20 protein-coding genes are annotated in these 23,111 nt (G+C 65.7%); 11 read left to right on the forward strand and 9 right to left on the reverse strand.

Features of this window, described 5'->3' with window-relative positions:
* Positions 1-34 precede the first annotated feature (34 nt).
* Both IC761_RS26485 and IC761_RS26490 read left to right on the forward strand, forming a co-directional pair.
* Entirely contained in the window at positions 35-412 is a 378-nt protein-coding gene (locus tag IC761_RS26485; protein WP_195799624.1) for a TIGR02301 family protein, read from the forward strand.
* Positions 413-551: 139 nt separating this feature from the next.
* Positions 552-818 (forward strand): hypothetical protein, encoded by a 267-nt coding sequence (locus IC761_RS26490; RefSeq protein WP_195799625.1) that lies wholly within the window; start codon positions 552-554, stop codon positions 816-818.
* A gap of 13 nt (positions 819-831) precedes the next feature.
* Here the strand turns inward: IC761_RS26490 and IC761_RS26495 are convergent, their stop codons facing one another.
* Together IC761_RS26495 and IC761_RS26500 are read right to left on the reverse strand one after the other, a co-directional pair.
* On the reverse strand, positions 832-1,701 hold the full coding sequence (locus tag IC761_RS26495; protein WP_195799626.1) for a sulfurtransferase: 870 nt from the start codon (positions 1,699-1,701) through the stop codon (positions 832-834).
* Between the two features lie 193 nt (positions 1,702-1,894).
* A complete protein-coding gene (locus IC761_RS26500; RefSeq protein WP_195799627.1) occupies positions 1,895-3,229 on the reverse strand; it encodes a dihydroorotase in 1,335 nt (444 codons plus the stop codon).
* A gap of 101 nt (positions 3,230-3,330) precedes the next feature.
* Between IC761_RS26500 and ygfZ the strand changes: the two genes are divergently transcribed.
* The 6 genes from ygfZ to IC761_RS26530 all read left to right on the forward strand — a co-directional run bounded on the left by ygfZ (position 3,331) and on the right by IC761_RS26530 (position 9,801).
* On the forward strand, positions 3,331-4,206 hold the full coding sequence (gene ygfZ / locus IC761_RS26505) for a CAF17-like 4Fe-4S cluster assembly/insertion protein YgfZ (RefSeq protein ID WP_195799628.1): 876 nt from the start codon (positions 3,331-3,333) through the stop codon (positions 4,204-4,206).
* A complete protein-coding gene (locus tag IC761_RS26510; protein WP_195799629.1) occupies positions 4,203-4,829 on the forward strand; it encodes a DNA-3-methyladenine glycosylase I in 627 nt (208 codons plus the stop codon). The genes ygfZ and IC761_RS26510 overlap by 4 nt, the downstream gene beginning before the upstream one ends.
* On the forward strand, positions 4,826-5,440 hold the full coding sequence (locus IC761_RS26515) for a YfbR-like 5'-deoxynucleotidase (protein ID WP_195799630.1): 615 nt from the start codon (positions 4,826-4,828) through the stop codon (positions 5,438-5,440). Before IC761_RS26510 ends, IC761_RS26515 begins: the two co-directional genes overlap by 4 nt.
* Before the next feature lie 132 nt (positions 5,441-5,572).
* A complete protein-coding gene (locus tag IC761_RS26520) occupies positions 5,573-6,079 on the forward strand; it encodes a tyrosine phosphatase family protein (protein WP_195799631.1) in 507 nt (168 codons plus the stop codon).
* A gap of 16 nt (positions 6,080-6,095) precedes the next feature.
* Entirely contained in the window at positions 6,096-7,064 is a 969-nt protein-coding gene (locus IC761_RS26525) for an NUDIX hydrolase (RefSeq protein ID WP_195799632.1), read from the forward strand.
* A 46-nt stretch (positions 7,065-7,110) separates the two neighbouring features.
* Positions 7,111-9,801, forward strand: coding sequence for a DUF2339 domain-containing protein (locus IC761_RS26530; RefSeq protein ID WP_195799633.1), 2,691 nt, complete (start codon positions 7,111-7,113; stop codon positions 9,799-9,801).
* A gap of 2 nt (positions 9,802-9,803) precedes the next feature.
* Here the strand turns inward: IC761_RS26530 and IC761_RS26535 are convergent, their stop codons facing one another.
* From IC761_RS26535 to IC761_RS26560, 6 genes are all read right to left on the reverse strand, one after another.
* The gene (locus IC761_RS26535; RefSeq protein WP_195799634.1) at positions 9,804-11,492 is read right to left on the reverse strand and encodes a methyl-accepting chemotaxis protein; all 1,689 of its coding nucleotides are present in this window, start codon (positions 11,490-11,492) and stop codon (positions 9,804-9,806) included.
* 287 nt (positions 11,493-11,779) lie between these two features.
* Positions 11,780-13,522 (reverse strand): methyl-accepting chemotaxis protein, encoded by a 1,743-nt coding sequence (locus IC761_RS26540; RefSeq protein ID WP_195799635.1) that lies wholly within the window; start codon positions 13,520-13,522, stop codon positions 11,780-11,782.
* A gap of 221 nt (positions 13,523-13,743) precedes the next feature.
* The gene (locus tag IC761_RS26545; RefSeq protein ID WP_195799636.1) at positions 13,744-13,977 is read right to left on the reverse strand and encodes a DUF6894 family protein; all 234 of its coding nucleotides are present in this window, start codon (positions 13,975-13,977) and stop codon (positions 13,744-13,746) included.
* A gap of 167 nt (positions 13,978-14,144) precedes the next feature.
* On the reverse strand, positions 14,145-14,729 hold the full coding sequence (locus IC761_RS26550; RefSeq protein WP_195799637.1) for a hypothetical protein: 585 nt from the start codon (positions 14,727-14,729) through the stop codon (positions 14,145-14,147).
* Positions 14,730-14,842: 113 nt separating this feature from the next.
* A complete protein-coding gene (gene acuI / locus IC761_RS26555) occupies positions 14,843-15,829 on the reverse strand; it encodes an acrylyl-CoA reductase (NADPH) (protein ID WP_195799638.1) in 987 nt (328 codons plus the stop codon).
* A 42-nt stretch (positions 15,830-15,871) separates the two neighbouring features.
* Positions 15,872-17,125: an MFS transporter gene (locus tag IC761_RS26560; RefSeq protein WP_195799639.1), complete on the reverse strand. Its 1,254-nt coding sequence runs from the start codon at positions 17,123-17,125 to the stop codon at positions 15,872-15,874.
* A gap of 328 nt (positions 17,126-17,453) precedes the next feature.
* Between IC761_RS26560 and nadA the strand changes: the two genes are divergently transcribed.
* From nadA to nadC, 3 genes are all read left to right on the forward strand, one after another.
* The gene (gene nadA, locus IC761_RS26565; RefSeq protein ID WP_195799640.1) at positions 17,454-18,554 is read left to right on the forward strand and encodes a quinolinate synthase NadA; all 1,101 of its coding nucleotides are present in this window, start codon (positions 17,454-17,456) and stop codon (positions 18,552-18,554) included.
* A gap of 162 nt (positions 18,555-18,716) precedes the next feature.
* Entirely contained in the window at positions 18,717-20,321 is a 1,605-nt protein-coding gene (locus IC761_RS26570) for an L-aspartate oxidase (protein ID WP_195799641.1), read from the forward strand.
* Positions 20,322-20,332: 11 nt separating this feature from the next.
* Positions 20,333-21,211: a carboxylating nicotinate-nucleotide diphosphorylase gene (gene nadC, locus IC761_RS26575; protein WP_195799642.1), complete on the forward strand. Its 879-nt coding sequence runs from the start codon at positions 20,333-20,335 to the stop codon at positions 21,209-21,211.
* A 119-nt stretch (positions 21,212-21,330) separates the two neighbouring features.
* Here nadC and IC761_RS26580 read toward each other — a convergent pair whose 3' ends face one another.
* Positions 21,331-22,788, reverse strand: coding sequence for a cell wall hydrolase (locus IC761_RS26580; RefSeq protein WP_195799643.1), 1,458 nt, complete (start codon positions 22,786-22,788; stop codon positions 21,331-21,333).
* Positions 22,789-23,111: the final 323 nt, after the last annotated feature.

Genomic DNA, 23,111 nt, shown 5'->3' on the forward strand with positions numbered 1-23,111 from the left:
CGTCCACCGCCCTGAGGGGGCATACACCCCGCCGATGTCGACGCGATTTCTGGCCATTTTTGCCCTGATTCTCGCCTGCGCCTGCGCGCCCGCCCGGGCCCAGGACGTGGCAGCGCCGTTTGACGGCGATTTGCAACGGCTGGCGGAGATTTTGGGCGGCCTGCACTATCTGCGCGGCATCTGCGGCGCCAACGAGGGCAACAAATGGCGCAGCGAGATGCAGGCGCTGATCGATGCCGAAACCCCCTCCGGCGAGCGCCGCACCCGCATGATCGCCGGCTTCAACCGCGGCTATAACGGCTTTCAGCAGACCTACCGGAGCTGCACCCCGGCCGCGACGGTGGCGATCCGCCGCTATATCGAGGAAGGCTCGAAGATTTCGCGCGACCTCACGGCGCGCTACGCAAATTGAGCTCTCGGGAACAACGACATCGTCTTTGTTCACAGCCGTTAACCGTTCTTAAAGATGTGGCCTAGCGGTCGTTAATGCGCGTGCTACACCTCTCGTGCAGCGCATCGCCGTGGATCGCGCCCCAGCCCTGTCGAGTTTCATGAGCCATCCTGTGTCCTACGCCCCCGCCCGCGCGCCGCTGCCCGATCACGAGCAGAAACAGGCTGCGCTGAGCTATCTCAACGAGGCCTGGGCCGAGGCGCGCCATGATGGCGTCGATGGCGATTGCCTGGCGCAGGCGAGCCTGTTCGCGGCGCTGGCCGAGCTCGTCGGCACCTATGGCGAGGACGCGGTCGCGAAGTTCGTCGAGGGCTTTCCGGCGCGCATCCGCAACGGCGAATTCTCGGTCGGCGTCTCGCGGCAGTGAGCGCTTCCGCGCCCTAATCGGTCTCGATCGGCAGCGCCTCGTCCCTTGCCCACTCGCCCATCGAGCCATCGTATAGCTTGAGCTTGTCGTAGCCGAGCTCTGTGAGCAGCAAGAGGTCGATCGTCGCCGAGATGCCGCCGCCGCAATAGCAGATCACGGTCTTGTCGCGCGTGATGCCCTGGGCGGCGAATTTCGCCTCGGCATCCGCAAGCGTCGTGACCGTCTTGTCGGCATTGGTGAGCGTTGCAGCCGGGACGTTGACACTGCCGGGGACGCGGCCGGGCCGGCCGTAGCGGCTCGGCTCGAGACCGCGATGAAACTGCGGCCCGAGCGCATTGACGATGACGGTCGAGGGATCGCCGATCCGCGCCGTGACAGTATTTTTGTCGACGAAGAACCCGGCGCGTGGGGCGGCCTTGAAGGTCGTCGCCGGATAACCCTTCGGCGCGCCGGTCTCGACCGGCCGCCCCTCGTCCTTCCATTTGTCGAAACCGCCGTCGAGCACGCGCGCCTCGACGCCGAGCGAGCGCAGCATCCACCAGAACCGCGTCGACCACATCATCGTGCCGATGCTGTAGAGCACGATGGTCTTGCCGGCATCGAGCCCGTGGTGGCCGAAAGCGGCTGCGAGTTGAGCCACGTCAGGCATCATGAACAGCGGCCGCGCGGAAGTGTCGGAGAACTCGCCTTGCAGGTCGAGAAAATCGGCGCCGGGGATGTGGCCGGCTGCGAACGTCTTGTCACCGGGCACCGCGCGATAAGGCACATCGCTGCCCGGCGGCACCGGCTCGTTGTAGGTCGTGCAATCGTAGAGGCGAAGATTGGGATCGCCGAGGATGGCAGCGAGTTGCTCGGTGGTGATAAGGGATGCCGGTTGGGACATTGATTGCACTCCCATCCCTCCTTGTGGTCGTCCCGGCGAAGGCCGGGACCCATAACCACAGGGAGACGTTTGGCGACGGCTCGTCGTTCGGTACTGCGACGGCCTACAATCGAGAGATCACGCGGTATGGGTCCCGGCCTTCGCCGGGACGACACTGAGTGTGTGGCGCGCTTTTGCCGTTCGGCCCGGCCCCCTACTGCTTCAGCGTCTCCAGAAACCGCACCGGCTCGCCCTGAGACGGCGTCACGAGCTCGCCCTGCCACATCACACGCCTGCCGCGCACAAAAGTGCCGACGGGCCAGCCCGTGACGCGCACGCCGTCATAGGGCGTCCAGCCGGCCTTGGAGGCCACCCATTTGTTGGTGACGGTTTCGCTGCGCTTCAAGTCCACGATCGTGAAGTCGGCGTCGTAGCCGGCGGCGATGCGGCCCTTGCAGGCCATGTTGTAGAGGCGCGCGGGGCCGGCGCTGGTGAGATCGACGAAGCGCGCAAGCGACAGCCGGCCCGCGTTGACGTGATCGAGCATGAGCGGCACCAGCGTCTGCACACCGGTCATGCCCGAGGGCGAGGCCGGATAGGTCTTCTGCTTCTCTTCCAGCGTATGCGGGGCGTGATCGGAGCCGAGCACGTCGATGATGCCCTGCTCGATGCCGCGCCAGATCCCGGCGCGGTGATCGGCGCCGCGCACCGGCGGGTTCATCTGCGCCAACGTCCCGAGCCGCTCGTAGCATTCGGGCGCGACCAGCGTGAGATGATGCGGCGTCGCCTCGCAGGAGGCGACGTCCTTGTGGTCGCGCAGAAACTCGATCTCTTCCTTGGTCGAGATGTGCAGCACATGGATGCGCTTGCCGGTTTCATGCGCGAGCTTGACGAGGCGCTGCGTTGCCATCAGCGCCGCGGTCTCGTCGCGCCACACCGGATGCGAGCGTGGATCGCCCTCGATGCGGAGCGACTTGCGATCGTTGAGGCGATACTCGTCCTCGGCGTGGAAGGCGGCGCGGCGCCGGATCACCTGAAAAATGCGGCGCAGGCTTTCGTCGTCCTCCACCAAGAGCGCGCCGGTCGAAGAGCCGATGAACACTTTCACGCCCGCACAACCCGGCGCGCGTTCCAGCACCGGCAGGTCCTGCACGTTCTCGCGGGTGCCGCCGATGAAGAAGGCAAAATCGCAATGCATGCGGTGATGGGCACGCTTGATCTTGTCGGAGAAGGTGGCCTCCGTCACCGTGAGCGGCGACGTGTTCGGCATCTCGAACACCGCCGTGACGCCCCCCATTACGGCGCTGCGCGAACCGGTCTCGAGGTCTTCCTTCTGCTCCAGCCCGGGCTCGCGGAAATGCACCTGCGTGTCCATCACGCCGGGCAGGATGTGCAGGCCCTTGCAGTCGATCACCTCGGCAGCCGAGGCCTGCGACAGCGGGCCCAGCTCGGCGATGCGGCCGTTGGTGATGCCGATATCGCGAACACCCTCGCCGTCCTGGTTGACCACGATGCCGCCCTTGAGGATCACATCGAAACGCTGGGTCATGGCTGGAGGCCTCTCTCATCCCCAAGCGCAGGGCTCAAGGTCTTGTCGTTTAATCCTTGCGGGCTTACGTTCCCGAGCAACATGTCGCAAGAGATTTTCGCATGAAATCAGCGTTTCTTCCCGACCGGGGCGTGGTCAAGGTCGCGGGCGAGGATGCGCGCAACTTCCTCAACGGCCTCATCACCACCGATGTCGACAGGCTCAAGCCGGGCCTGGGGCGATTCGGTGCGCTGCTGACGCCGCAGGGCAAGATCATCGTCGATTTCCTGATCACCGAGGTGCCCGCCGGCCATGGCGGCGGGTTCCTGATCGACTGCCCGAAGGCACTGGCCGAGGGGCTCGCCACCAAGCTGAAATTCTACAAGTTGCGCGCCAAGGTCACGGTGGAAAACCTCGATCTCGGCGTGCTTGCGGTCTGGGACGGCCAGCTTGCGGCACAGCCGGATCTCTCCTTCGCCGATCCCCGCAATGAGGCGCTCGGCACTCGCATCCTGATCCCCGAGGATCTCAAGCAAAAACTATCCGATCTCATCGGCGCCGAGCTGGTCGATGCCGCCGAATACGAGGCTCACCGCATCGCGCTCGGCGTGCCGCGCGGCGGGCTCGATTTCATGTACAGCGATGCGTTCCCGCACGAGACCAACATGGATCGCCTCGCCGGCGTCGATTTCGACAAGGGCTGTTATGTCGGCCAGGAGGTCGTCTCGCGGATGCAGCATCGCGGCACTGCGCGCACCCGCAGCGTGAAGGTGCTGCTCGACGGGCCCTCGCCCGAGGCCGGCGCCACCATTCTCGCCGGCGACAAGCCGGTCGGCACCATCGGCTCCTCCGCCGACGGCAAAGGCATCGCGCTGGTGCGCATCGACCGCGTCGCCGATGCGCTCGACGCAAACCAGCCGCTCAGCGCCGGAGGCATCGCCTTGAAGCTCGCCGAGCCCGAGGTCGTCCGCATTCCAGTGAAGCAGCCCGTTGCATGAGCCGTGCTCCCCACCTGCATCCCGACGGAAAGACCCGCTGCCCCTGGCCGGGTGAAGATCCGCTCTACGTCGCCTATCACGACACCGAATGGGGCGTGCCTGAGTATGACGACCGCGCGCTCTACGAAAAGCTGATCCTCGACGGCTTTCAGGCCGGCCTGTCCTGGATCACGATCCTGCGCAAGCGCGACAATTTCCGCAAAGCCTTCGACGATTTCCAGCCGGAGAAGATCGCGCGCTACACCGACAAGAAGGTGCACGCGTTGATGAACGATGCCGGCATCGTGCGTAACCGCGCCAAGATCGACGGCACGATTTTGAGCGCAAAATCCTATCTCGACATCATGGAGAAGGGGCCCGGTTTCTCGAAGCTGTTGTGGGACTTCATGGACGGAAGGCCCAAGGTCAACAATTTCAAGACCACCGCGAGCGTACCGGCCTCGACGCCGCTGTCGGTGCAGATATCGAAGGAGCTGTCCTCGCGCGGCTTCAAGTTCGTCGGCCCGACCATCGTCTATGCCTTCATGCAGGCGACCGGCATGGTCAATGACCATCTGGTCGACTGCCATTGCCACGCGAGCTGCGGCAAGACGCAGCGCAAGCCGCGTCTCAAGGTCAAATGACGGCCAACAAGACTCCGCGCGGCCTGGAATCCCGCGCCTGGCAGCGCATGCTGTCGGGGCGGCGGCTCGATTTGCTCGATCCCTCTCCGCTCGACGTGGAAATCGCCGACATCGCCCATGGGCTCGCGCGCGTCGCGCGCTGGAATGGCCAGACCATTGGCACGCACATCTTCTCGGTAGCGCAGCACACGCTGCTGGTGGAAACCGTGTTGCGGCACGAGACACCGCGCGTCGATCAGCGCGCGCGCCTCGCGGCGCTGCTGCATGACGCGCCCGAATACGTGATCGGCGACATGATCTCGCCCTTCAAGGCCGTGCTCGACGGCCATTACAAGGCCGTGGAGAAGCGCCTGCTCGGCGCCATTCATATCCGCTTCGGCCTGCCGCCGGTGCTGCCCGAGGAGATCACGCAAGCCATCAAGGCCGCCGATCGCGGCGCGGCCTATCTCGAAGCGACCGAGCTCGCCGGCTTCAGCGAAAGCGAGGCCAGGCGCCTGTTCGGCAAGGACCCGGGCCTGTCTGACAGCGTCCGGCGCGACTACCTCACGCCCTGGACCGCGGCGCGGGCCGAGAAACAGTTTCTGGAGCGGTTTGGCGCGGTGTTTGCGTAAGTCTCGTAGGGTGGGCAAAGGCGCGTTTGGGCCGTGCCCACCATCCTCAGCGTTTGCGGCAAAAAGGGTGGGCACGCTTTGCTTTGCCCACCCTACGGCCGCTCGCTATAATCGCCGCCAAAAAGGTCCGCCATGATCCACGTCTGTTCGCTTGCCGCCCTTCCCGAAACCGTCCGCCGCACCGGGGCCAGCCATGTGCTGACCGTGATGGCCAATGTCGAGCAGGTGGCACGGCCGGTGTCGGTGCTGCCGGCCAATCATCTGAAGGTGTCGATGGACGACATCACCGAGGAGATGGACGGTTTTGTCGCGCCCTCGGAAGCGCATATCGACCAGGTGCTGAACTTCGTGCGCGGCTGGGACCGCAACGCGCCGTTGGTGGTGCATTGCTATGCCGGCATCAGCCGCTCGACCGCGAGCGCGTTCGCGGCCGTCTGCGCGCTCAATCCCGATCGCGACGAGATCGAGATCGCGAAGAAGATCCGCGCCGCCTCCCCGGTCGCCTCGCCGAACCGGCGCATCGTCGGCCTCGCCGATCGCGCACTCGGGCGCAATGGCCGCATGCTGCAGGCGCTCGACGAGATGGGCCCGGGCGCAATGATGGTCGAGGGCCGCCCCTTCGTGATCGAGCTCGAATGACATCAGCGATCTTGGGATGAGCGACAAGCTGCTGACGCCGATCGAGATCGGCCTGACTGCCGCGATCGTCGCGATCGAGGAGCATGAGCCGCTGGTGCTGACCGCGCGCGGCAGCGACGGGCTTGCCGGCCTGCCCTTCGGTCCGTTCGACGCGCCGAGCCATCGTACCTTCGAGATCGGCCTGCGTGCCTGGGTCGAGGAACAGGCGGGCTTGCGGCTCGGCTATGTCGAGCAGCTCTACACTTTTGGCGATCGCGGCCGTCATGCGGAGGCCGGCGACACCGGCGCGCACATGGTGTCGATCGGCTATCTCGCGCTGACGCGCACCGTTGACGGCGCGGCGTCCTCCAATACGGCGAGCTTCGAGCCCTGGTATCGCTACTTCCCCTGGGAGGACTGGCGCGAGGAACCGCCCGCGATCATCGCGCGCGACATCATCCCCGCGCTGACCAAATGGGCCGAGGAGGAAACACCCGAGACCACGCGCGCGTTGCCGCGCCGGGATCGTGTGCGGTTCTATTTCGGCCTCGAGGGTGATGCGTGGGACGAGGAGCGCGTGCTCGACCGTTACGAGCTCCTGTACGAGGCCGGCCTCGTCGAGGAAGCCCGGCGCGACGGCCGCCCTGCGGCGTTGTCGCGCAAGGCACTGCCTGCGCTCGGCACCTCGATGCGGTTCGACCACCGCCGGATCCTTGCCACGGCAATCGCGCGGCTGCGCGCAAAGCTGAAGTATCGCCCTGTGGTGTTTGAACTTTTGCCGGCCGAGTTCACACTTACGGAATTGCAGTATACGGTGGAGGCGATCTCGGGCCGGCACCTGCACAAGCAGAACTTCCGTCGCCTGGTCGAGATGGAGGCCCTGGTCGAACCGACCGGAGTGATGTCGACACAGACGGGTGGACGGCCGGCGGCGCTCTATCGCTTCCGCCGCGACGTGCTCCAGGAGCGGCCGGCCCCCGGCTTGCGCATGCGCTCCCGGCGCTAGATCAAGATCGCGATCGGCCCCTGCACGCCGGTCGCCAGGAGGCCCCATGTTCGACGCCCCGTTTGACGTCTTTGCGGTGATGTTTGCGATCGCTGCGTTTTTGATTGCGCTGAAGGCGTCGAACCAGGCGACTGAGTTGCGCCGAAGGCTGGGCTCGCTGGAGGCCGCGCTGCAAGCGCCGCGACCGATCCAGCCGCCGCCGTTGCTGCCCGAGCAGGAGCAGGCAGCTGCGCCCGCAGCGAGCGCGGCAGAGCCGCCGCCGCTTGCGCCCGAAACCGAGCAGGCGCCGTCGCTGGTCACAGCCGACGTGACACCGCCGCCGATCGAGCCCAGTTCCGATGCGCCGCCTCCGCGGCCCGCGCCGGCGCCCGGCTTCGAGGAGCGGCTCGGCACGCGCTGGGTGGTGTGGATCGGCGGCCTTGCGCTCGCGCTCGGCGGCTTCTTCATGGTGCGCTATTCGATCGAGGCCGGCCTTATCGGCCCTGGCGTCCGCGTGTTCCTCGGCGGCGTATTCGCGCTCGCGCTGCTAGGTGCCGGCGAATGGACGCGGCGCAAGGAAACCATCTCCAACATCCAGGCGCTGCCGATCGCCAACATCCCCGCAATCCTGACTGCGGCGGGCACCGCCGTGGCGTTCGCGACGGTCTATGCGGCCTACGCGCTCTACGGCTTCCTCGTGCCCGCGACCGCATTCGTGCTGCTGGGCCTCGTCGCGCTTGGCACGCTGGCTGCGGCCCTTCTCCATGGCCCTGCGCTTGCAGGTCTCGGCGTCGTCGGCGCCTTCATCACGCCTGCTCTCGTCTCCAGCGCAAAGCCGGACTATTGGGCGCTCTACGTCTTTCTCGCCATCGTCACCGCTGCGAGTTTCGGCCTCGCCCGCATCCGGCTGTGGCGCTGGCTCGCGGTGACCACCATCGTCTTCGCCGTGCTCTGGATCTTCCCCGGGCTCGACACCAACGAATTGCAGGTCGCGCCGCACGCTTTCCATGCCATTGCAGGATTCGTGCTCGCCGCACTGCTCGTCGTCTGCGGCTTCATGTTCGGCCCGACCATCGAGGACGGCCAGATCGAACCGGTCTCGTCGAGCGCGCTCGGCGCCTATCTGTTCGGCGCGATGCTGATCGTGCTGTCGAGCGCACATGCCGATCTGTCCCTGATCGCGTTCACTCTTCTTGTCGCCGCGACGCTGTACGTCGCCTGGCGCGCCGAGGCTGCGACCGGCGCGCTGGGCGCGGCGGCCGCGGTCGTCTTCATCGTGTTCGCCGAATGGGCGGTGCGCGCCAATCCCGACATGCTGGTGCTACCCGGCGGCCCGCTGCCCGGCATCGGGCCGACCGCAACCGATAGCTCCGTGACGCTGCATCTGATGATGGCCGCGATCTTCGCCGCCGGCTTCGGCATCGCCGGGTTTCTCGCGCAGGGCCGCTCGAACTCGGCGATCATTCCCGTGGTTTGGGCGGCGGCCGCAGTCGCCACGCCCATTGCCGTTCTCGTTGCGCTCTATGCGCGCATCGCCCATCTCGACCGCTCGATTCCGTTCGCGATCCTCGCGGTGCTGCTCGCCGGCGCATTCGGCCTTGCGACCGAAACGCTCAGCCGCCGCGAAACCCGGCCAGGTCTTGCGATCTCGATCGCGCTGTTCGCCACCGGCACGCTCGGCGCGCTGGCGCTGGCGCTGACCTTCGCTCTGGAGAAGGGCTGGCTCACCATTGCGCTCGCGCTGATGTCGCTCGGCACAGCCTGGATCTCGATGCGGCGACCGATCCCGTTCTTGCGCTGGCTCGCCGCCATCTTCGCCGGCATCGTCACCGCGCGCGTCGCCTATGACCCGCGCATCGTCGGCGACGCCGTCGGCACCACGCCGATCTTCAACTGGCTGTTGTGGGGCTATGGCCTGCCGGCGGCGGCGTTCTGGGCAGCGAGCCATTTCCTGCACCGCCGCGGCGACGACGCGCCGCTGCGCATGGTGGAGGCGGCTGCGATCCTGTTCACGGCGCTGCTCGCCTTCATGGAGATCCGCCATCTCGCGACCTCAGGCGACATGACGTCGTCGCCGTCCCTGCTCGAAGCCGGTTTGCAGGTCTGCGTGGCGCTGGCGATGGCGATCGGGCTCGAGCGGTTGCGGCTGCGCAGCCGCAGCATCGTCCACAATGTCGGCGCCGTCATTCTGACTGCGATCGCCGGGTTCATCAGCGTGTTCGGCCTCCTGTTCCTGGAGAACCCGATGATCTGGCGCATCGACGTCGGCGGCGCGGTGTTCAACCTGCTGCTGCTCGGCTACGCGCTGCCGGCGGTGCTGATGCTGCTGCTCGCCTATGCGGTGGTCGGCGCGCGCGGCAAGGTCTACGCCAACATCCTGGCGGGCGCAGCACTGCTGTTCGCGCTGGTTTACCTGACGCTGGAGATCCGCCGCTTCTATCACGGCCCGATCCTCTCAAGCGGCGGGACCACGGGCGCCGAACAATACACCTATTCGATCGGCTGGCTCGCCTTCGGCGTGGTGCTGCTCGGTATCGGTGTCCTCGTCAACTCCGAGCGGGCGCGGCTGGCGTCCGCCGCCGTGATCGGGCTGACGATCCTGAAGGCCTTCGTGATCGACATGTCGACGCTGACCGGCGTCTACCGCGCACTGTCGTTCATGTGCCTCGGCATCGTGCTGGTCGCGATCGGCTGGCTCTACCAGCGCATCCTGTTCCGGCGGCAGCTGCCGCCGCCGGCGCCGCAGACCAGCAGTTAAGGTCAGGCCGCGCGGACCGATTCCAGGAACTGCGCAACCTCGACCTTGAGGCGTGTGCTGTCGGTCGCCAGCAATTTCGCCGCCGACAACACCTCGCTGGAGGCCTCGCCGGTCTCGATCGCGCCGCGCTGCACGTCGGTGATGTTCGACGAGACCTCCTGCGTGCCGACCGAAGCCTGCTGCACGTTGCGCGAGATCTCCTGCGTCGCCGCGCCCTGCTGCTCGACGGCGGCGGCGATGGCCGAGGACACCTCGGACAGCCGCTCGATGGTGCCGCCGATCTCCTGGATCGCGCTGACCGATTCCTGCGTCGCGGCCTGGATCCCTGCGACCTGCGCCCCGATCTCGCCGGTCGCCTTCGCGGTCTGCTCGGCCAGCGCCTTGACCTCGGAGGCAACGACCGCGAAGCCGCGGCCGGCTTCGCCCGCGCGCGCCGCCTCGATGGTCGCGTTCAACGCCAGCAGATTGGTCTGGCCGGCAATCGTGTTGATGAGCTCGACGACGTCGCCGATGCGCGAGGCGGCCTGCGACAGTGCGTTGACGCGCTCGTTGGTGCGCGCCGCCTGCTCGACGGCTTCGGCGGCCATCCGCGCCGAATCCTGCATCCGGCGGCTGATCTCGGTGATAGAGGACGACAGCTCTTCCGAAGCCGATGCCACGGCCTGGACGTTGGTGGAGGCTTCCTCGGACGCAGCCGCGACGACGGTCGCGAGCTCCTTCCCGCGCTGCGCGGTGCCGGTCAGCGTCGAGGCAGACGCCTCGAGCTCGGTCGAGGCCGAGGAGACGGTGCCGACGACTTCGCCGATCATGGCTTCGAACTTGCGGGTGATGGCATCAACGCGGCGGCCGCGTTCGATCTTGGCTTCGGCATCGGCCGCGGCAGCCTGATCAGCAGCCTTCTTGGCAATCAGCGCTTCCTTGAAAATCTGCAGCGCATCCGCCATCGAGCCGATCTCGGTCTTCTCGCCGCGATGCTGCACCTCGGCCGAGAGGTCGCCCTCGCCGAGGGACTGCATCGGCTTGATGATGGATGCAATGCCGCGCGAAACATCGCGCACGAGATAGTAGGCCGCGCCGATCGCGATCGCGACCGAGGCTATGATGATGCCGACCAGCACGCGGAAGATCATGGCGTAGCTGTCCGCCGCCTGCTTCGTCTCCGATTCGACGCCGCGATTGTTGAGGTCGATGTTCCTGGTCAGCAGCGGATCGGCCGCCTGGGCCATCTTCGCCACCCTGGTCTGCAACAGCTCGTTGGCTTCAGACGGGAAGCGGCCGACGCTCTTGCGCGACAGCGCCATCACCTCCTGCACGCCGTTCAGGTACTCGCCCCACGCATTGGTCCATTGCCCGTAGATGGAGCGTTCTTCGGACGAAGTGATCAGCGGCTCGTAGGTCTTGCGAGTCTGCTCGATGCGTTCGCGCAGCGAGGCGAGGCGCTTCTCGGCGGCCTCCTTGCCTTCGGCGGTGTCCTGCATCAAATGCAGGCGGAGCGCGACCCGCAGCTCGTTGACATCGGCGCGGATCGAGCCCAGCGCACGCACGCTCGGCAGCCAGCCCTGCGCGATCTCGACGGTGTGCGAGTTGATGTTCTGCATGGTGCCGATCGCCACCACGCCAACGCCGGCGAGCGAGAGCACGAGGACCGACAACACGGTCAGAAGCTTGAAGACGATCGACAACTTCGACATCACGACAAATCCCGATGATACCTGGCAACACACGACTTGCCTGCGCCGCAATCGTCACGACGGACGACAGGGCAGGCGTCATTCCAACAATGCTGGCTGATTCTTATCCCGTAAGATTGCGCACATAGTTGCAAACAGGCGTTAACAGGAACCTACGTGAAACTACGGGGAATGACCCAACCGGCGCTATTTTCGCTGTATTGCGGCGCCGCAACACGAACGGAAACGACCGCCACGCCTTCGGGCGCAGCGGTCGCGGGATCGGGTTGAAACTTCGTGCGGTCGCGTCAGGCCGCCCGGACCGTCTCCAGGAATTTGCCGACCTCGAGTTTTAGACGATCGCTGTCGGTGGACAGCATCTGCGCGGCGGACAGGACCTGCGAGGACGCCGAGCCGGTCTCGCTCGCGCCGCGCTGTACGTCGACGATGTTTGAGGAGACCTCGTGCGTGCCGTGCGCGGCCTGCTGTACGTTGCGGGAGATTTCCTGCGTCGCCGCGCCCTGCTCTTCCACGGCCGCCGCGATCGTCGAGGAGATCTCCGACAGTTTCTCGATGGTGTCGCTGATGTCCTTGATGGCGCCGACCGATTGTTGCGTCGCCGCCTGGATGCCGGAAATCTGCTGGCCGATCTCGCCGGTCGCCTTCGCGGTCTGCTCGGCCAGGGCCTTGACCTCGGAGGCGACGACCGCAAAACCCTTGCCGGCCTCGCCGGCCCGCGCCGCCTCGATCGTGGCGTTGAGCGCCAGCAAATTGGTCTGGCCGGCGATGGTGTTGATCAGCTCGACCACGTCGCCGATCCGCGTCGCGGCCTTCGACAATTCACTGACGCGCTCGGTGGTGTTGCGGGCCTGGCCGACGGCCTCGCTCGCCACGCGCGCGGACTCCTGCACCTGGCGGCTGATCTCGGTGATCGAGGAGGACAATTCCTCCGTCGCCGACGCGACCGACTGCACGTTGGTGGAGGCTTCCTCGGAGGCCGCCGCAACCACGGTGGTGAGCTTCTGCGTGCGCTCCGCGGTCGAAGTCAGCGTCGTGGCGGAGGCTTCGAGCTCGGTCGAGGCCGACGACACCGTGCCGACGATCTCGCCGACGGCGCCTTCGAAACTGTCGGCGAGCTTGCGCATTTCCACCTTGCGCTGCTCGGCCGCGATCTGATCCTGTCGCATCTTGGCGTCCGCTTCCGCGCGCGCTTTCTGCTCGGACACGATCTTGAATTTCTCGACCGCGCCGGCGACCTCGCCGACCTCGTCCTTGCGGCCGAGGCCCGGCAGCACCACCGAGAAGTCGCCGCCGGCGAGCTTTTCCATCGCGACCGTGAGCGCGCGCATGGGACGCGCGATGCTGAAGACGGAGAAGATGCAGGCGCCGATCAGGATCAGCGCGACCAGCGCGCCGGCGACGAGCGACGTCCGCGCCACCGCCGCGGCTTCCGTCTCCGCCGCCGCCCGCGCCTCGGCGCTCCCCTGCTTGGCGAATTCGGTGATCTGGTTGGTCAGCTCAGATATCTCTTCGTTGATTGGCGCCAATGTCTCCTTGCGAAGGCGGTCGACGTCAGAGACAAGCTTTGCAAGCTGCGCGGCCGCTTCGCTGTCCTTCTTTGCTTCGAGCCCGAGCTCCTGCTTGCGAACGGCTTCGATCTGCAGCTCACCCTTGACGAAATTGCCGACAAGCAAGGTGAGGCGCTCGATCCGCTTGCTGTTTTCGGGCGAGCGCGAGAGCTTCGCCATCTCTACCGCGAACTTCAAAGCCGACGTCTGGCGGTCGTTGAAATAGCTGACGGCCTTCTGCATCTCGGCTGGCGAGGACGACGTCAGAATGTCGCGAATGCCGATCTGCATCCCGCGTACCGAGGCCTTCGCTTCAGCGGCGTTCTGCGCGATCGCCTGCTGCCCCGATGCGCCATTGCTGAGTCTCTGGACCTCGGCGTCACCGGTCATCTGGAGGAAGATCATCAGGGCGACGAGCCCGATGGTCAGCGCTGAGGTGATGGCGAGCTTGGTGCCAATTCGCAGGTTCTGAATGAACATCATCGAAGCATTCCCAGGATATGCGTGGCCGCGACGAAGCGCGTAAACAGCACGGGAAGGCTAAACCGGCAGGTTCCTCATTAACGTTAAGTAGAGGCGGTCGGGACTTGGGTAGAACTACGGGAAACGCTGCTCAACCTGCCGGACTTGCACAGCTTTCACGTGCAGAGAAAAGGCGCCTCTCGGATTTGCATATGTCGCCGTCGTTAACGCCTGAGGCCGCGTCAGCGCACGGTCTCGCCAAGGAGGCTGATGCGAAACACCGGCTGCTTGTTCTCGTCGAGCAGCTCCATGCACCACTTGGCGTTCGGCTTGAGATTGCGCGAGATGCTGCCGAGCAGGTTGGCGCACACTTCTGTCATCTCCTTCCAGGCGGCGTCGTGATCCCGGAACTCGTAGGGATGATCGGCGGCGCCGGAATAGCGGCCGGTGCTGATGCGGAAGAAATACAGCGACATCGTTGAACCCTTGCGTACGGCCGCACCCCTCGGCCGTTACACAAGCTGGGGCGCCAGTCGCTACCAAGGCATGAAAGCCGCAGACCGTATGACTACGGCGTGACGGCTTGATCGCCGATGGATTCGTCAATTTGTGTGCAGCTGGTCCCTACACGAAGAGGCCGAGATCACTCGGTCGAGCGGCGCAGCTCCAGCGCACCTTCGTTCTTCGGCTCGGACCTCACCGGTTCGATCCGGCTGCTCTCGACACGCGGCGTCTCGACGCGCGCGGCGACCTCGGTGCTCGATGTGTTGACCGAACCGGTCTGCTCGGGTGCGCGCAGCGAGCGCGGACGCGCGACGGCGCGCGCCATCAGCATCTGGTTGCCGCCCTGATGGTGGAAGTCGCAATAGGCGAAGCCCATGCCCGACACCGAGCCGCGGAAGCTGCGCTCGTCGGTCTTTTCAAGGTTGAAACAGGGTTCGAACGGAATGCCCTTGATCGAGGCGCAGACGTTCTGGCCGCGGATCTGGAGCGTGTTGCCGGGAAGGCGGAGATGTTTGACCGGGCCTGAGCCCGAGAACTGCACCGCGCCGGCGGCGCCGAGGTCGTCCAGGATTCGGCCTGCGCCGCGGGTACCGTCGAAACAGGTGAAAGCGAAGACCTTGCCGGCGACGAAGCGGCGCGCCTCGTCGGCGTTCATGCTGCCAGCAATGGCCGGCGCAAACGTCGCGACAGCGGTGACAGCCCCCAACACAATACGCGCAAGCATGCTCAACTCCGAACCAACCCCCGCAGCGGGCGATGCCTTATCTCTTTACCCGCTGCTTACCATACTAACCATGGCGACATTGAAGCAGCTTCGTTGGTAAAGTCTGAACGCCGTTAGACAATTTTTACCACGATCCGGCCGCGGACCTGGCCCGCGAGGATCTTTGCACCCCATGCGGGCACTTCGTCGAGCGGAATTTCATGAGTGATTTCAGATAGTTTTGTCCGATCCAGATCGGAGGCCAAGCGTTGCCAGGCGGCTTTTCGCGGTTCGATCGGGCACATCACGGAATCGATGCCGAGAAGGCACACCCCGCGCAAAATGAATGGCGCGACCGAGGACGGCAGATCCATGCCGGCCGCCAAACCACAGGCCGCGATCGCGCCGCCATATTTCGTCATCGACAGCAGATTCGCGAGCGTGGTCGAGCCGACGCTGTCGACGCCACCCGCCCAGCGTTCCTTTGCGAGCGGCTTGCCCGGCGCCGACAATTCATTGCGGTCGATGACCTCTGCGGCACCGAGGCTCTTCAGATAATCGGCTTCCGACGCGCGGCCGGTGGAAGCGATGACGTGATAGCCGAGCCAGGACAGCACCGCGGTGGCGACCGAGCCGACGCCGCCCGCCGCGCCCGTCACCACCACCGGACCGCTCTTCGGCGAGATGCCCTGCTTCTCCAGCGCCAGCACCGACAGCATCGCGGTGAAGCCGGCGGTGCCGATCGCCATGGCGTCGCGCACCGACAGGCCCTGCGGCAGAGCGACCAGCCAGTCGCCCTTCACGCGCGCCTTTTCGGCATAGGCGCCGAGATGGGTCTCGCCCATGCCCCAGCCGGTGCAGACGACCTTGTCGCCCGCCTTCCACGCCGGATGCGAGGACAGCTCGACGGTGCCTGCGAAATCGATGCCGGCGATCATGGGAAAGCGGCGCACCACCGGCGCCTTGCCGGTGAGCGCGAGGCCGTCTTTGTAGTTCAGCGTCGACCATTCGACGCGGACGGTGACGTCGCCTTCCATCAGCTCGGCTTCGTCGTACTGTGTGAGCGCGGCGGTGGTGCCCTTGTCGGCCTTGTCGATCCGGATCGCCTTGAATGTGGCCACGGCAAAACTCCCTGAGACTTGTTTCAGGCGATGTTTAGCCGATCAGGCAGGCTGCGCAACCGCCCGCTGGACGGGTTTCTCCACGATCGGAAGATTGATCAGCGCCGAGAGCACGCCGAACAGGACCGAGAGCCACCAGATCGGCGTGTAGGAACCGTACTTCTCGAACACGATGCCGCCGAGCCAGACGCCGAGGAAGCCGCCGACCTGATGGCTGACGAAGGCGAAGCCATAGAGCGTCGCCAGCCAGCGCGTGCCGAACATTAGCGCCACCAGCGCGGATGTCGGCGGCACCGTCGACAGCCAGGTCAGACCAGAGACGGCGCCGAACGCGATCGCCGAGAACGGCGTGATCGGGAACGAGATGAAGGCGAGCGTTGCGAGCGCGCGGGTGAAATAGATCACCGACAGGATGTAGCGCTTCGGCAGCGAGTTCTGGAGATAGCCGACACTGAGCGATCCGATCATGTTGAAAAGCCCGATCGCCGCGATCACCCAGCCGCCGACCTGCGTGGAAATGCCGCGATCGACCAGGAAAGCCGGCAGATGCACGGTGATGAAGGCGAGCTGAAAGCCGCAGGTGAAGAAGCCGAGCACCAGGAGCACGTAGGAGCGATGTCCGAAGGCTTCGCTCAGCGCCTTCGTGAAGGTCTGCTCATCCGCAGGCGCAGCGTTTGCGGCACTTGCCACCGGCGGCGTCGAGAGCGCCAACGACAGCGGGATGATCAGGAGCATCAGGAAGCCGAACACGGTGAGCGCCTGCTGCCAGCCAAAATTGTCGATCAGCGCGACGCCGATCGGCGCGAACAGGAACTGGCCGAACGAGCCCGCTGCGGTGCCGGCGCCAAGCGCAAGGCCGCGCTTCTCGGCCGGCAACAGCTTGCTGAACGCCGACAGCACCAGATTAAACGAGCAGCCGGCAAGGCCGAAGCCCACCATCACGCCCGCGCCGACGTTCAGCGACAACGGCGTCGACGAATAGCGCATCAACAACAGGCCGCCGGCATAGAGCAGCGCGCCAACGCACATCACCCGGAACAAGCCGAAGCGATCGGCGACCGCGCCGGCAATCGGCTGGCCCAAGCCCCACAACAGATTCTGAAAGGCAATCGCGAGCCCGAACACGTCGCGGCCCCAGGCGAATTCATGGCTCATCGGCTGCACGAAGAAGCCGAGCGCCGAGCGCGGACCGAAACCGAGCATGCCGATCGCGCAGCCGCAGAGAATGATGACGGCCGGCGTGCGCCAGTTGGAGGAACGTGAGACCGGACCGAGCTCGCCCACTTGCGTCGACATGGTGTTCCTCATCTGTCGTTGGCGGGTCCGGAATAGGCAGCCGCGAGTCAGGCGTTTAATGCAAATGCATGAAAGTCCCAAGACCAAAATGGCTGCGCCCTGGGAAGGGCTGGGCCGGGAGCATTGCGTTTCATCGCGGCGTTGCCGGGGCGGGACTTGACGAGAATGTGTGCGGCAGGACCTAGCGGGATGCCGAACGCGGTGCTATCTTTGATATACTCATATTGAGCATATGTGAGCTCGCGAAACCCGCCGGCCCTCTCGGCCGGATTTCTCAGGCTCTATATATACTCATATTGAGTATATATAATTCTCACGGGAGGCTTCAATGCCGATCACTGGAATCTACGGCCCCGACGACCTTGCCAGCTCGCCACAGGGCCAAACCATCTCCGCCCGCACGCCGGCGCACAGAGGACCAGCGCTGCCGATGCCCTCGCTGGAATGGACGGCGGAGGTCGAGCGGGCCACCGCGCCGATCTACGAGCGCGTCAAGCACGTGATCCCGCCAATCGAGTGGCCGCTGATGGCGCCGACGATTCACGCGATCAACGCGCTGAAGCGCGAACGCAACGCGGTGATCCTCGCCCACAACTATCAGGCGCCGGAGATCTTCCACGGCGTCGCCGATATCGGCGGCGATTCGCTCCAGCTCGCGGTCGAGGCGACCAAGGTGAAGGCCGATGTCATCGTGCAATGCGGCGTGCACTTCATGGCGGAGACGTCAAAGCTGCTCAACCCTGACAAGACGGTGCTGATTCCGGACTCCCGCGCCGGCTGCTCGCTGGCGGCCAGCATCACGGGCGCGGATGTGCGGCTGCTCCGTGACAAATTTCCCGGCGTGCCCGTGGTCGCCTATGTCAACACGTCGGCGGAAGTGAAGGCTGAGGTCGACATCTGCTGCACCTCGTCGAACGCGGTGCAGGTGGTCGAGAGCCTGAACGCGCCCACCGTAATTTTCCTGCCCGACCGCTATCTCGCGACCTACGTCGCTTCGAAGACCGACGTGAAGATCATCGCCTGGAAGGGCGCCTGCGAGGTGCACGAGCGTTTCACCGGCGACGAGCTGCGTGCGTATCGCGATGCCGATCCGTCCGTGCAGATTATCGCGCATCCGGAATGCCCGCCGGACGTGCTGGCGGAAGCCGACTTTACCGGCTCGACCGCGCACATGATCAACTGGGTGCGCAACAAGCGGCCGAAGCGGCTGGTGATGATCACGGAATGCTCGATGGCCGACAATGTCCGGGCCGAACTGCCGGACGTGGAGATGCTGCGTCCCTGCAATCTCTGCCCGCACATGAAGCGCATCACGCTCGCCAACATTCTGGAGAGCCTGCTGACGCTTGGCGAGGAAGTGACGATCGATCCCGCGCTCGCGGCACGCGCGCGGCGATCGGTCGAGCGGATGATCAATTTGAAGAACTAGCAACCCAAGTCGCAACACACACAACCGTCGTCCCGGCGAAGGCCGGGACCCATAACCACCGAACGCTGTTTTGCGAAGAACGCGTTGAACATCTTCGCACAACAAGTTCCGCCGCGGCGTATGGGTCCTGGCTTTCGCCAGGACGACGACGAGGAGACAGCCATGACAGACATCCACAACCTCACCCGCACCACCGACGACGTCATCATCGTCGGCGGAGGGCTCGCCGGTTTGTTCTGCGCGCTGAAGCTCGCGCCGCGGCCGGTGACGCTGATCTCGGCGGCGCCGCTTGGACAGGGCGCATCCTCCGCATGGGCGCAAGGCGGTATCGCCGCGGCCGTGGCCGAGGGCGACACGCCGGAGGCGCACGCGGCGGATACCATCGCTGTCGGCGGCGGCATCGTCGATGAGGCCATCGCACTCGGGATCGCGCGCGAGGCCGCGCCGCGGATTCACGATTTGCTCGCCTACGGCGTGCCGTTCGACCGCGACCTCGAGGGCCGGCTCGCCGTCGGCCGCGAGGCCGCCCATTCGGCGCGGCGCATCGTGCATGTGCGCGGCGACGGCGCCGGTGCTGCGATCATCGCGGCGCTCTCCGAGGCCGTGCGCCGCACGCCGTCGATCCGCCTGATCGAGGGCTTTGTGGCCGAAGCGCTGCTCACCGAGGATGGCGCCGTCACCGGCCTCCAATTGCGCGAGGCCGGCAACTTTGCCGCAAGGCCCGTGATGATCGCCTCGCGCGCCGTGGTGCTGGCGACCGGTGGCATCGGTCATCTCTATGCCGTCACCACCAATCCGGTCGAGGCCAGCGGATCGGGCCTCGCAATCGCGGCGCGCTCCGGCGCCGTGATTGCCGACCCAGAGTTCGTGCAATTCCACCCGACCGCCATCATGGTCGGCCGCGACCCGGCGCCGCTCGCGACCGAAGCGCTGCGCGGCGAAGGCGCGACGCTGGTCAACGGCGATGGCGATCGTTTCATGACTGCACGCCATCCACTGGCCGAGCTCGCACCGCGCGATATCGTCGCCCGTGGCGTGTTCGCCGAGATCGCAGCCGGGCGCGGCGCCTTCCTCGATGCGCGGCAAGCACTCGGCGTACGTTTCGCCGACAAATTCCCGACGGTGCATGCAAGCTGCATCGCCGCAGGGATCGATCCTGCGACGCAAGCGATCCCGATCGCGCCGGCTGTGCATTACCACATGGGTGGCATCGCGGTGGACGCGCGAGGGCGCAGCTCGATCGACGGACTCTGGGCCGGCGGCGAAGTGTCGTCTACCGGCGCACATGGCGCGAACCGGCTGGCGTCGAACTCGCTGCTCGAAGCCGTGGTCTACGCCGCACGCATCGCCGACGACATTGCCGGCCACGCGATCCCCTCGCCTGCCCCGCTCCCCGACATGCTGGTGACGCCGCGCGGTGGCGCGCCGGATGCAGCTGGCGTGAAGCGGCTGCGAGCGTTGATGAGCGCAAATGTCGGCGTGATCCGCGATGGTGACGGGCTGGCTGAGGCCGTGCGCAGCTTTGCCGAGCTCGAACGCGACACCGCCAACACGGCATTTCGCAACATGGCAACGACCGCCCTGCTCGTAGCCACCGCCGCCTGGAGTCGCCACGAGAGCCGCGGCGCGCATTTCCGCGCCGACCATCCAGCAGAGATTCCCGCCCTCGCACAGCGAACGATCACCACGCTCTCAGCCGCGCGCGACGTGGCGGAGAGCCTTGCCGAACACCCGATGCCGCGCATCGCGCAATCCATGATCGCCTGACGGAGTTTCCCATGATCACCCCGACCTCACTGCTCTATCCCGACGCCTTCCTCTCTCCGCTTGCAATTGACGAGGCGGTGCACCGCGCCCTCGACGAGGATCTCGGCCGCGCCGGCGACGTCACCTCGCTCGCGACGATTCCCGAAGCGACGACGGCGCAGGCCATCCTCGTGGCGCGGCAGTCTGGCGTGATCGCAGGACTTCCGCTGGCGCTGGCAACATTGCAAAAGCTCTCGCCCGACATCGAGGTGCGCGCTCATGTCCGCGACGCTGCGCGCGTCGCCCGCGGGCAACAGGTGCTGACGATCTCCGGTCCCGCCCGCGCCATCCTCACGGCAGAGCGGACCGCGCTGAATTTCGTCGGCCGGCTGTCGGGCGTCGCCACGTTGACGGCTGATCATGTCGCTCGCACCGAGGGCACCAGAATGCGCATCTGCTGCACGCGAAAGACCACGCCCGGTTTGCGCGCGCTGGAAAAATACGCAGTGCGGTGCGGCGGCGGCTTCAACCACCGCTTCGGCCTCGACGATGCGATCCTGATCAAGGACAATCACATCGCGGTCGCCGGCGGCATCCGCCCCGTGCTGGAGCGCGCCCGCGCCCATGCCGGCCATCTCGTCAAGCTCGAGATCGAGGTCGATACGCTGGCGCAGCTGCGCGAGGTGCTCGACACCGGCCTTGCCGATGCCGTGCTGCTCGACAACATGGATCTCGCCACGCTACGCGAGGCGGTGCGGATGGCGGAAGGCCGCGTGGCGCTGGAGGCATCCGGCGGCGTCACGCTGGACTCGATTCCCGCGATCGCGGCCACCGGCGTTGACTACGCCTCGTCAGGCGCGCTAACGCATTCGGCGCCAAATTTCGACTGCGCGCTGGATATCGAGATGTGAAGCGTGCGCTCCTCTCCGTCATGGCCGAGCTTGTCCCGGCCATCCACGTCTTGGCACGCAGCACAGAGAACGTGGATGCCCGAGACAAGCCCGGGCATGACGGCCTTTCGTGAAGACGACTACCTTCGCTCGCTCACGCCCATCTCGGCGGAGCTCTTGGCTTCCTGCGCGAGCTCGGCCGAGAGCGCGGCGGTCTGCGCCGGCGTGCCCCAGCTCGGCTCCTCTCCGCCGTCGCCCCAGGCGCGCGGACGGTAGAAGGTGTGGACGCCGAACTTGTACATCTTCTTCATCTCGGCGACCCAGGACGGACGCACCCAATAGGCATGATAGTGCGTCGACTTGCCGACCTCGGGCAGCCAGATCTGGCCGTCGAGCATCGCCTTCGAGATCTTTTTCGCGCGCTCCCACATTTCGGGCTCGCGGATCACATCGGGATTGTTGTCGCAGGCGAAGGTGAACTGGCAGGCGAGATGACGATACTTGTTTTGATAGACCACGCCGCAGACCGTATCCGGATATTTGCCGGAGAACACGCGGTTCATCACCACCTGCGCGACCGCGATCTGGCCGCGCACGGCCTCGCCGCGGGATTCGAAATAGACCGCTTCGGCGAGGCACTTTTCCGATTTCGCACGTGACTTGTCGTCGAGCGCGAGGCGCTCGGCGGGCGATTTGGCGCGCTGGTTATCGGCGTTGACCTCGCCCTTCGGCGCGACGCTCTCGCCGCTGTCGGTGGCGCCTGCGGCGTCCTCGGCCGGCGGCGTCAGCGAGGCCAGCTTCATGTCGGGATCGGACATCACGATCAGCGGCTCGGCGCCGGGCTGCCAGCTCTCGATGCTTTCGAGATTGCCGCCGAGCGAGGAGCTGCCGAAGAACAAATTCGAGGTCTTCACGCTGAAGGGATCGCGCGGCGGCGTGACGATCGTCGCCTGCTTCAGCGCGTTGAGCGGCTGGGCCGCAAAGGACAGCGCATCATCGCCGGCCTTCGGCGGGTTGGCATATTGCGGCAGCGGCGGCGCGCGCATCGCTTCCTGCAGCTCGGGGTCGAGCGCGGCCGCGGACTCCGGCGACATCGCTTGTGGCGACGCCGCGCGCAGCTCGACCGTCTTGGCGCCGAACACGGAGCTGTTCGAGGTCGCGGGATCCTGCTGCGCGGGAGCTGCGGGCGGCGCGGCAATCTCAGGCGTGGGCGTGATTGTCGTGAGACGATCGCCCTTCAGCGAGCGGTCGACCTTGGGGAAATCGGAGGCTTGGTAACGCGGGGGGGCCTGGAGCGCCGGATTGCCACGGGGAATACTGCCGGTGACGTCACGGCCATCGAGGCTCGCGAGGCGAACCATCGCGCTCTGCGGCACCGACGTTCCGATCGGGCGCGTAAAGCTGTAAGTGGCGAGCTGAATCGACGAAGCCGCAGAAAACACCTGCTTCTGCCAGCGCTCGGCGACGCCGGGTTGGCGCGCCAAGAGCGAGCCAATGTCCTGATACCCGATCTCTCTCGGCATCAATGCGAAGATGCAGAGACCGAGTCCGAAGGACGCGAACCGCGCGCCCCTCGGATGGTTACGCAACACAAACATCGATACGCTCACGCTACGCTTACGCCAGAAAAATCGAACCGCAGTACTTCCGTGCAATTCGATCCTTTTCGTGAGTATCTAATTTAGGTTGCCGGGGCGTTAATCGACGTTGCGCGTGCAACACACTCAAGCGAACACAGGTGTTTTCAGGGGGGATTTCGTGCGTTGGTAAATGCGTCCTCATTTGAGGCGGTAAACATCCCCTCAACGCGAATGGTGAAGGAACTCTTGCGCGTGCGTATCATTACGGGACGCGTTGTGAGTTCCATCCTCCGTCATTGCTTCGTCGCAAGAGCTCCTCGCAATGACGGTGTGGATGGCGT

This window comes from Bradyrhizobium commune, from assembly GCF_015624505.1.
In the GTDB taxonomy this organism is placed as follows: Bacteria; Pseudomonadota; Alphaproteobacteria; order Rhizobiales; family Xanthobacteraceae; genus Bradyrhizobium; species Bradyrhizobium commune.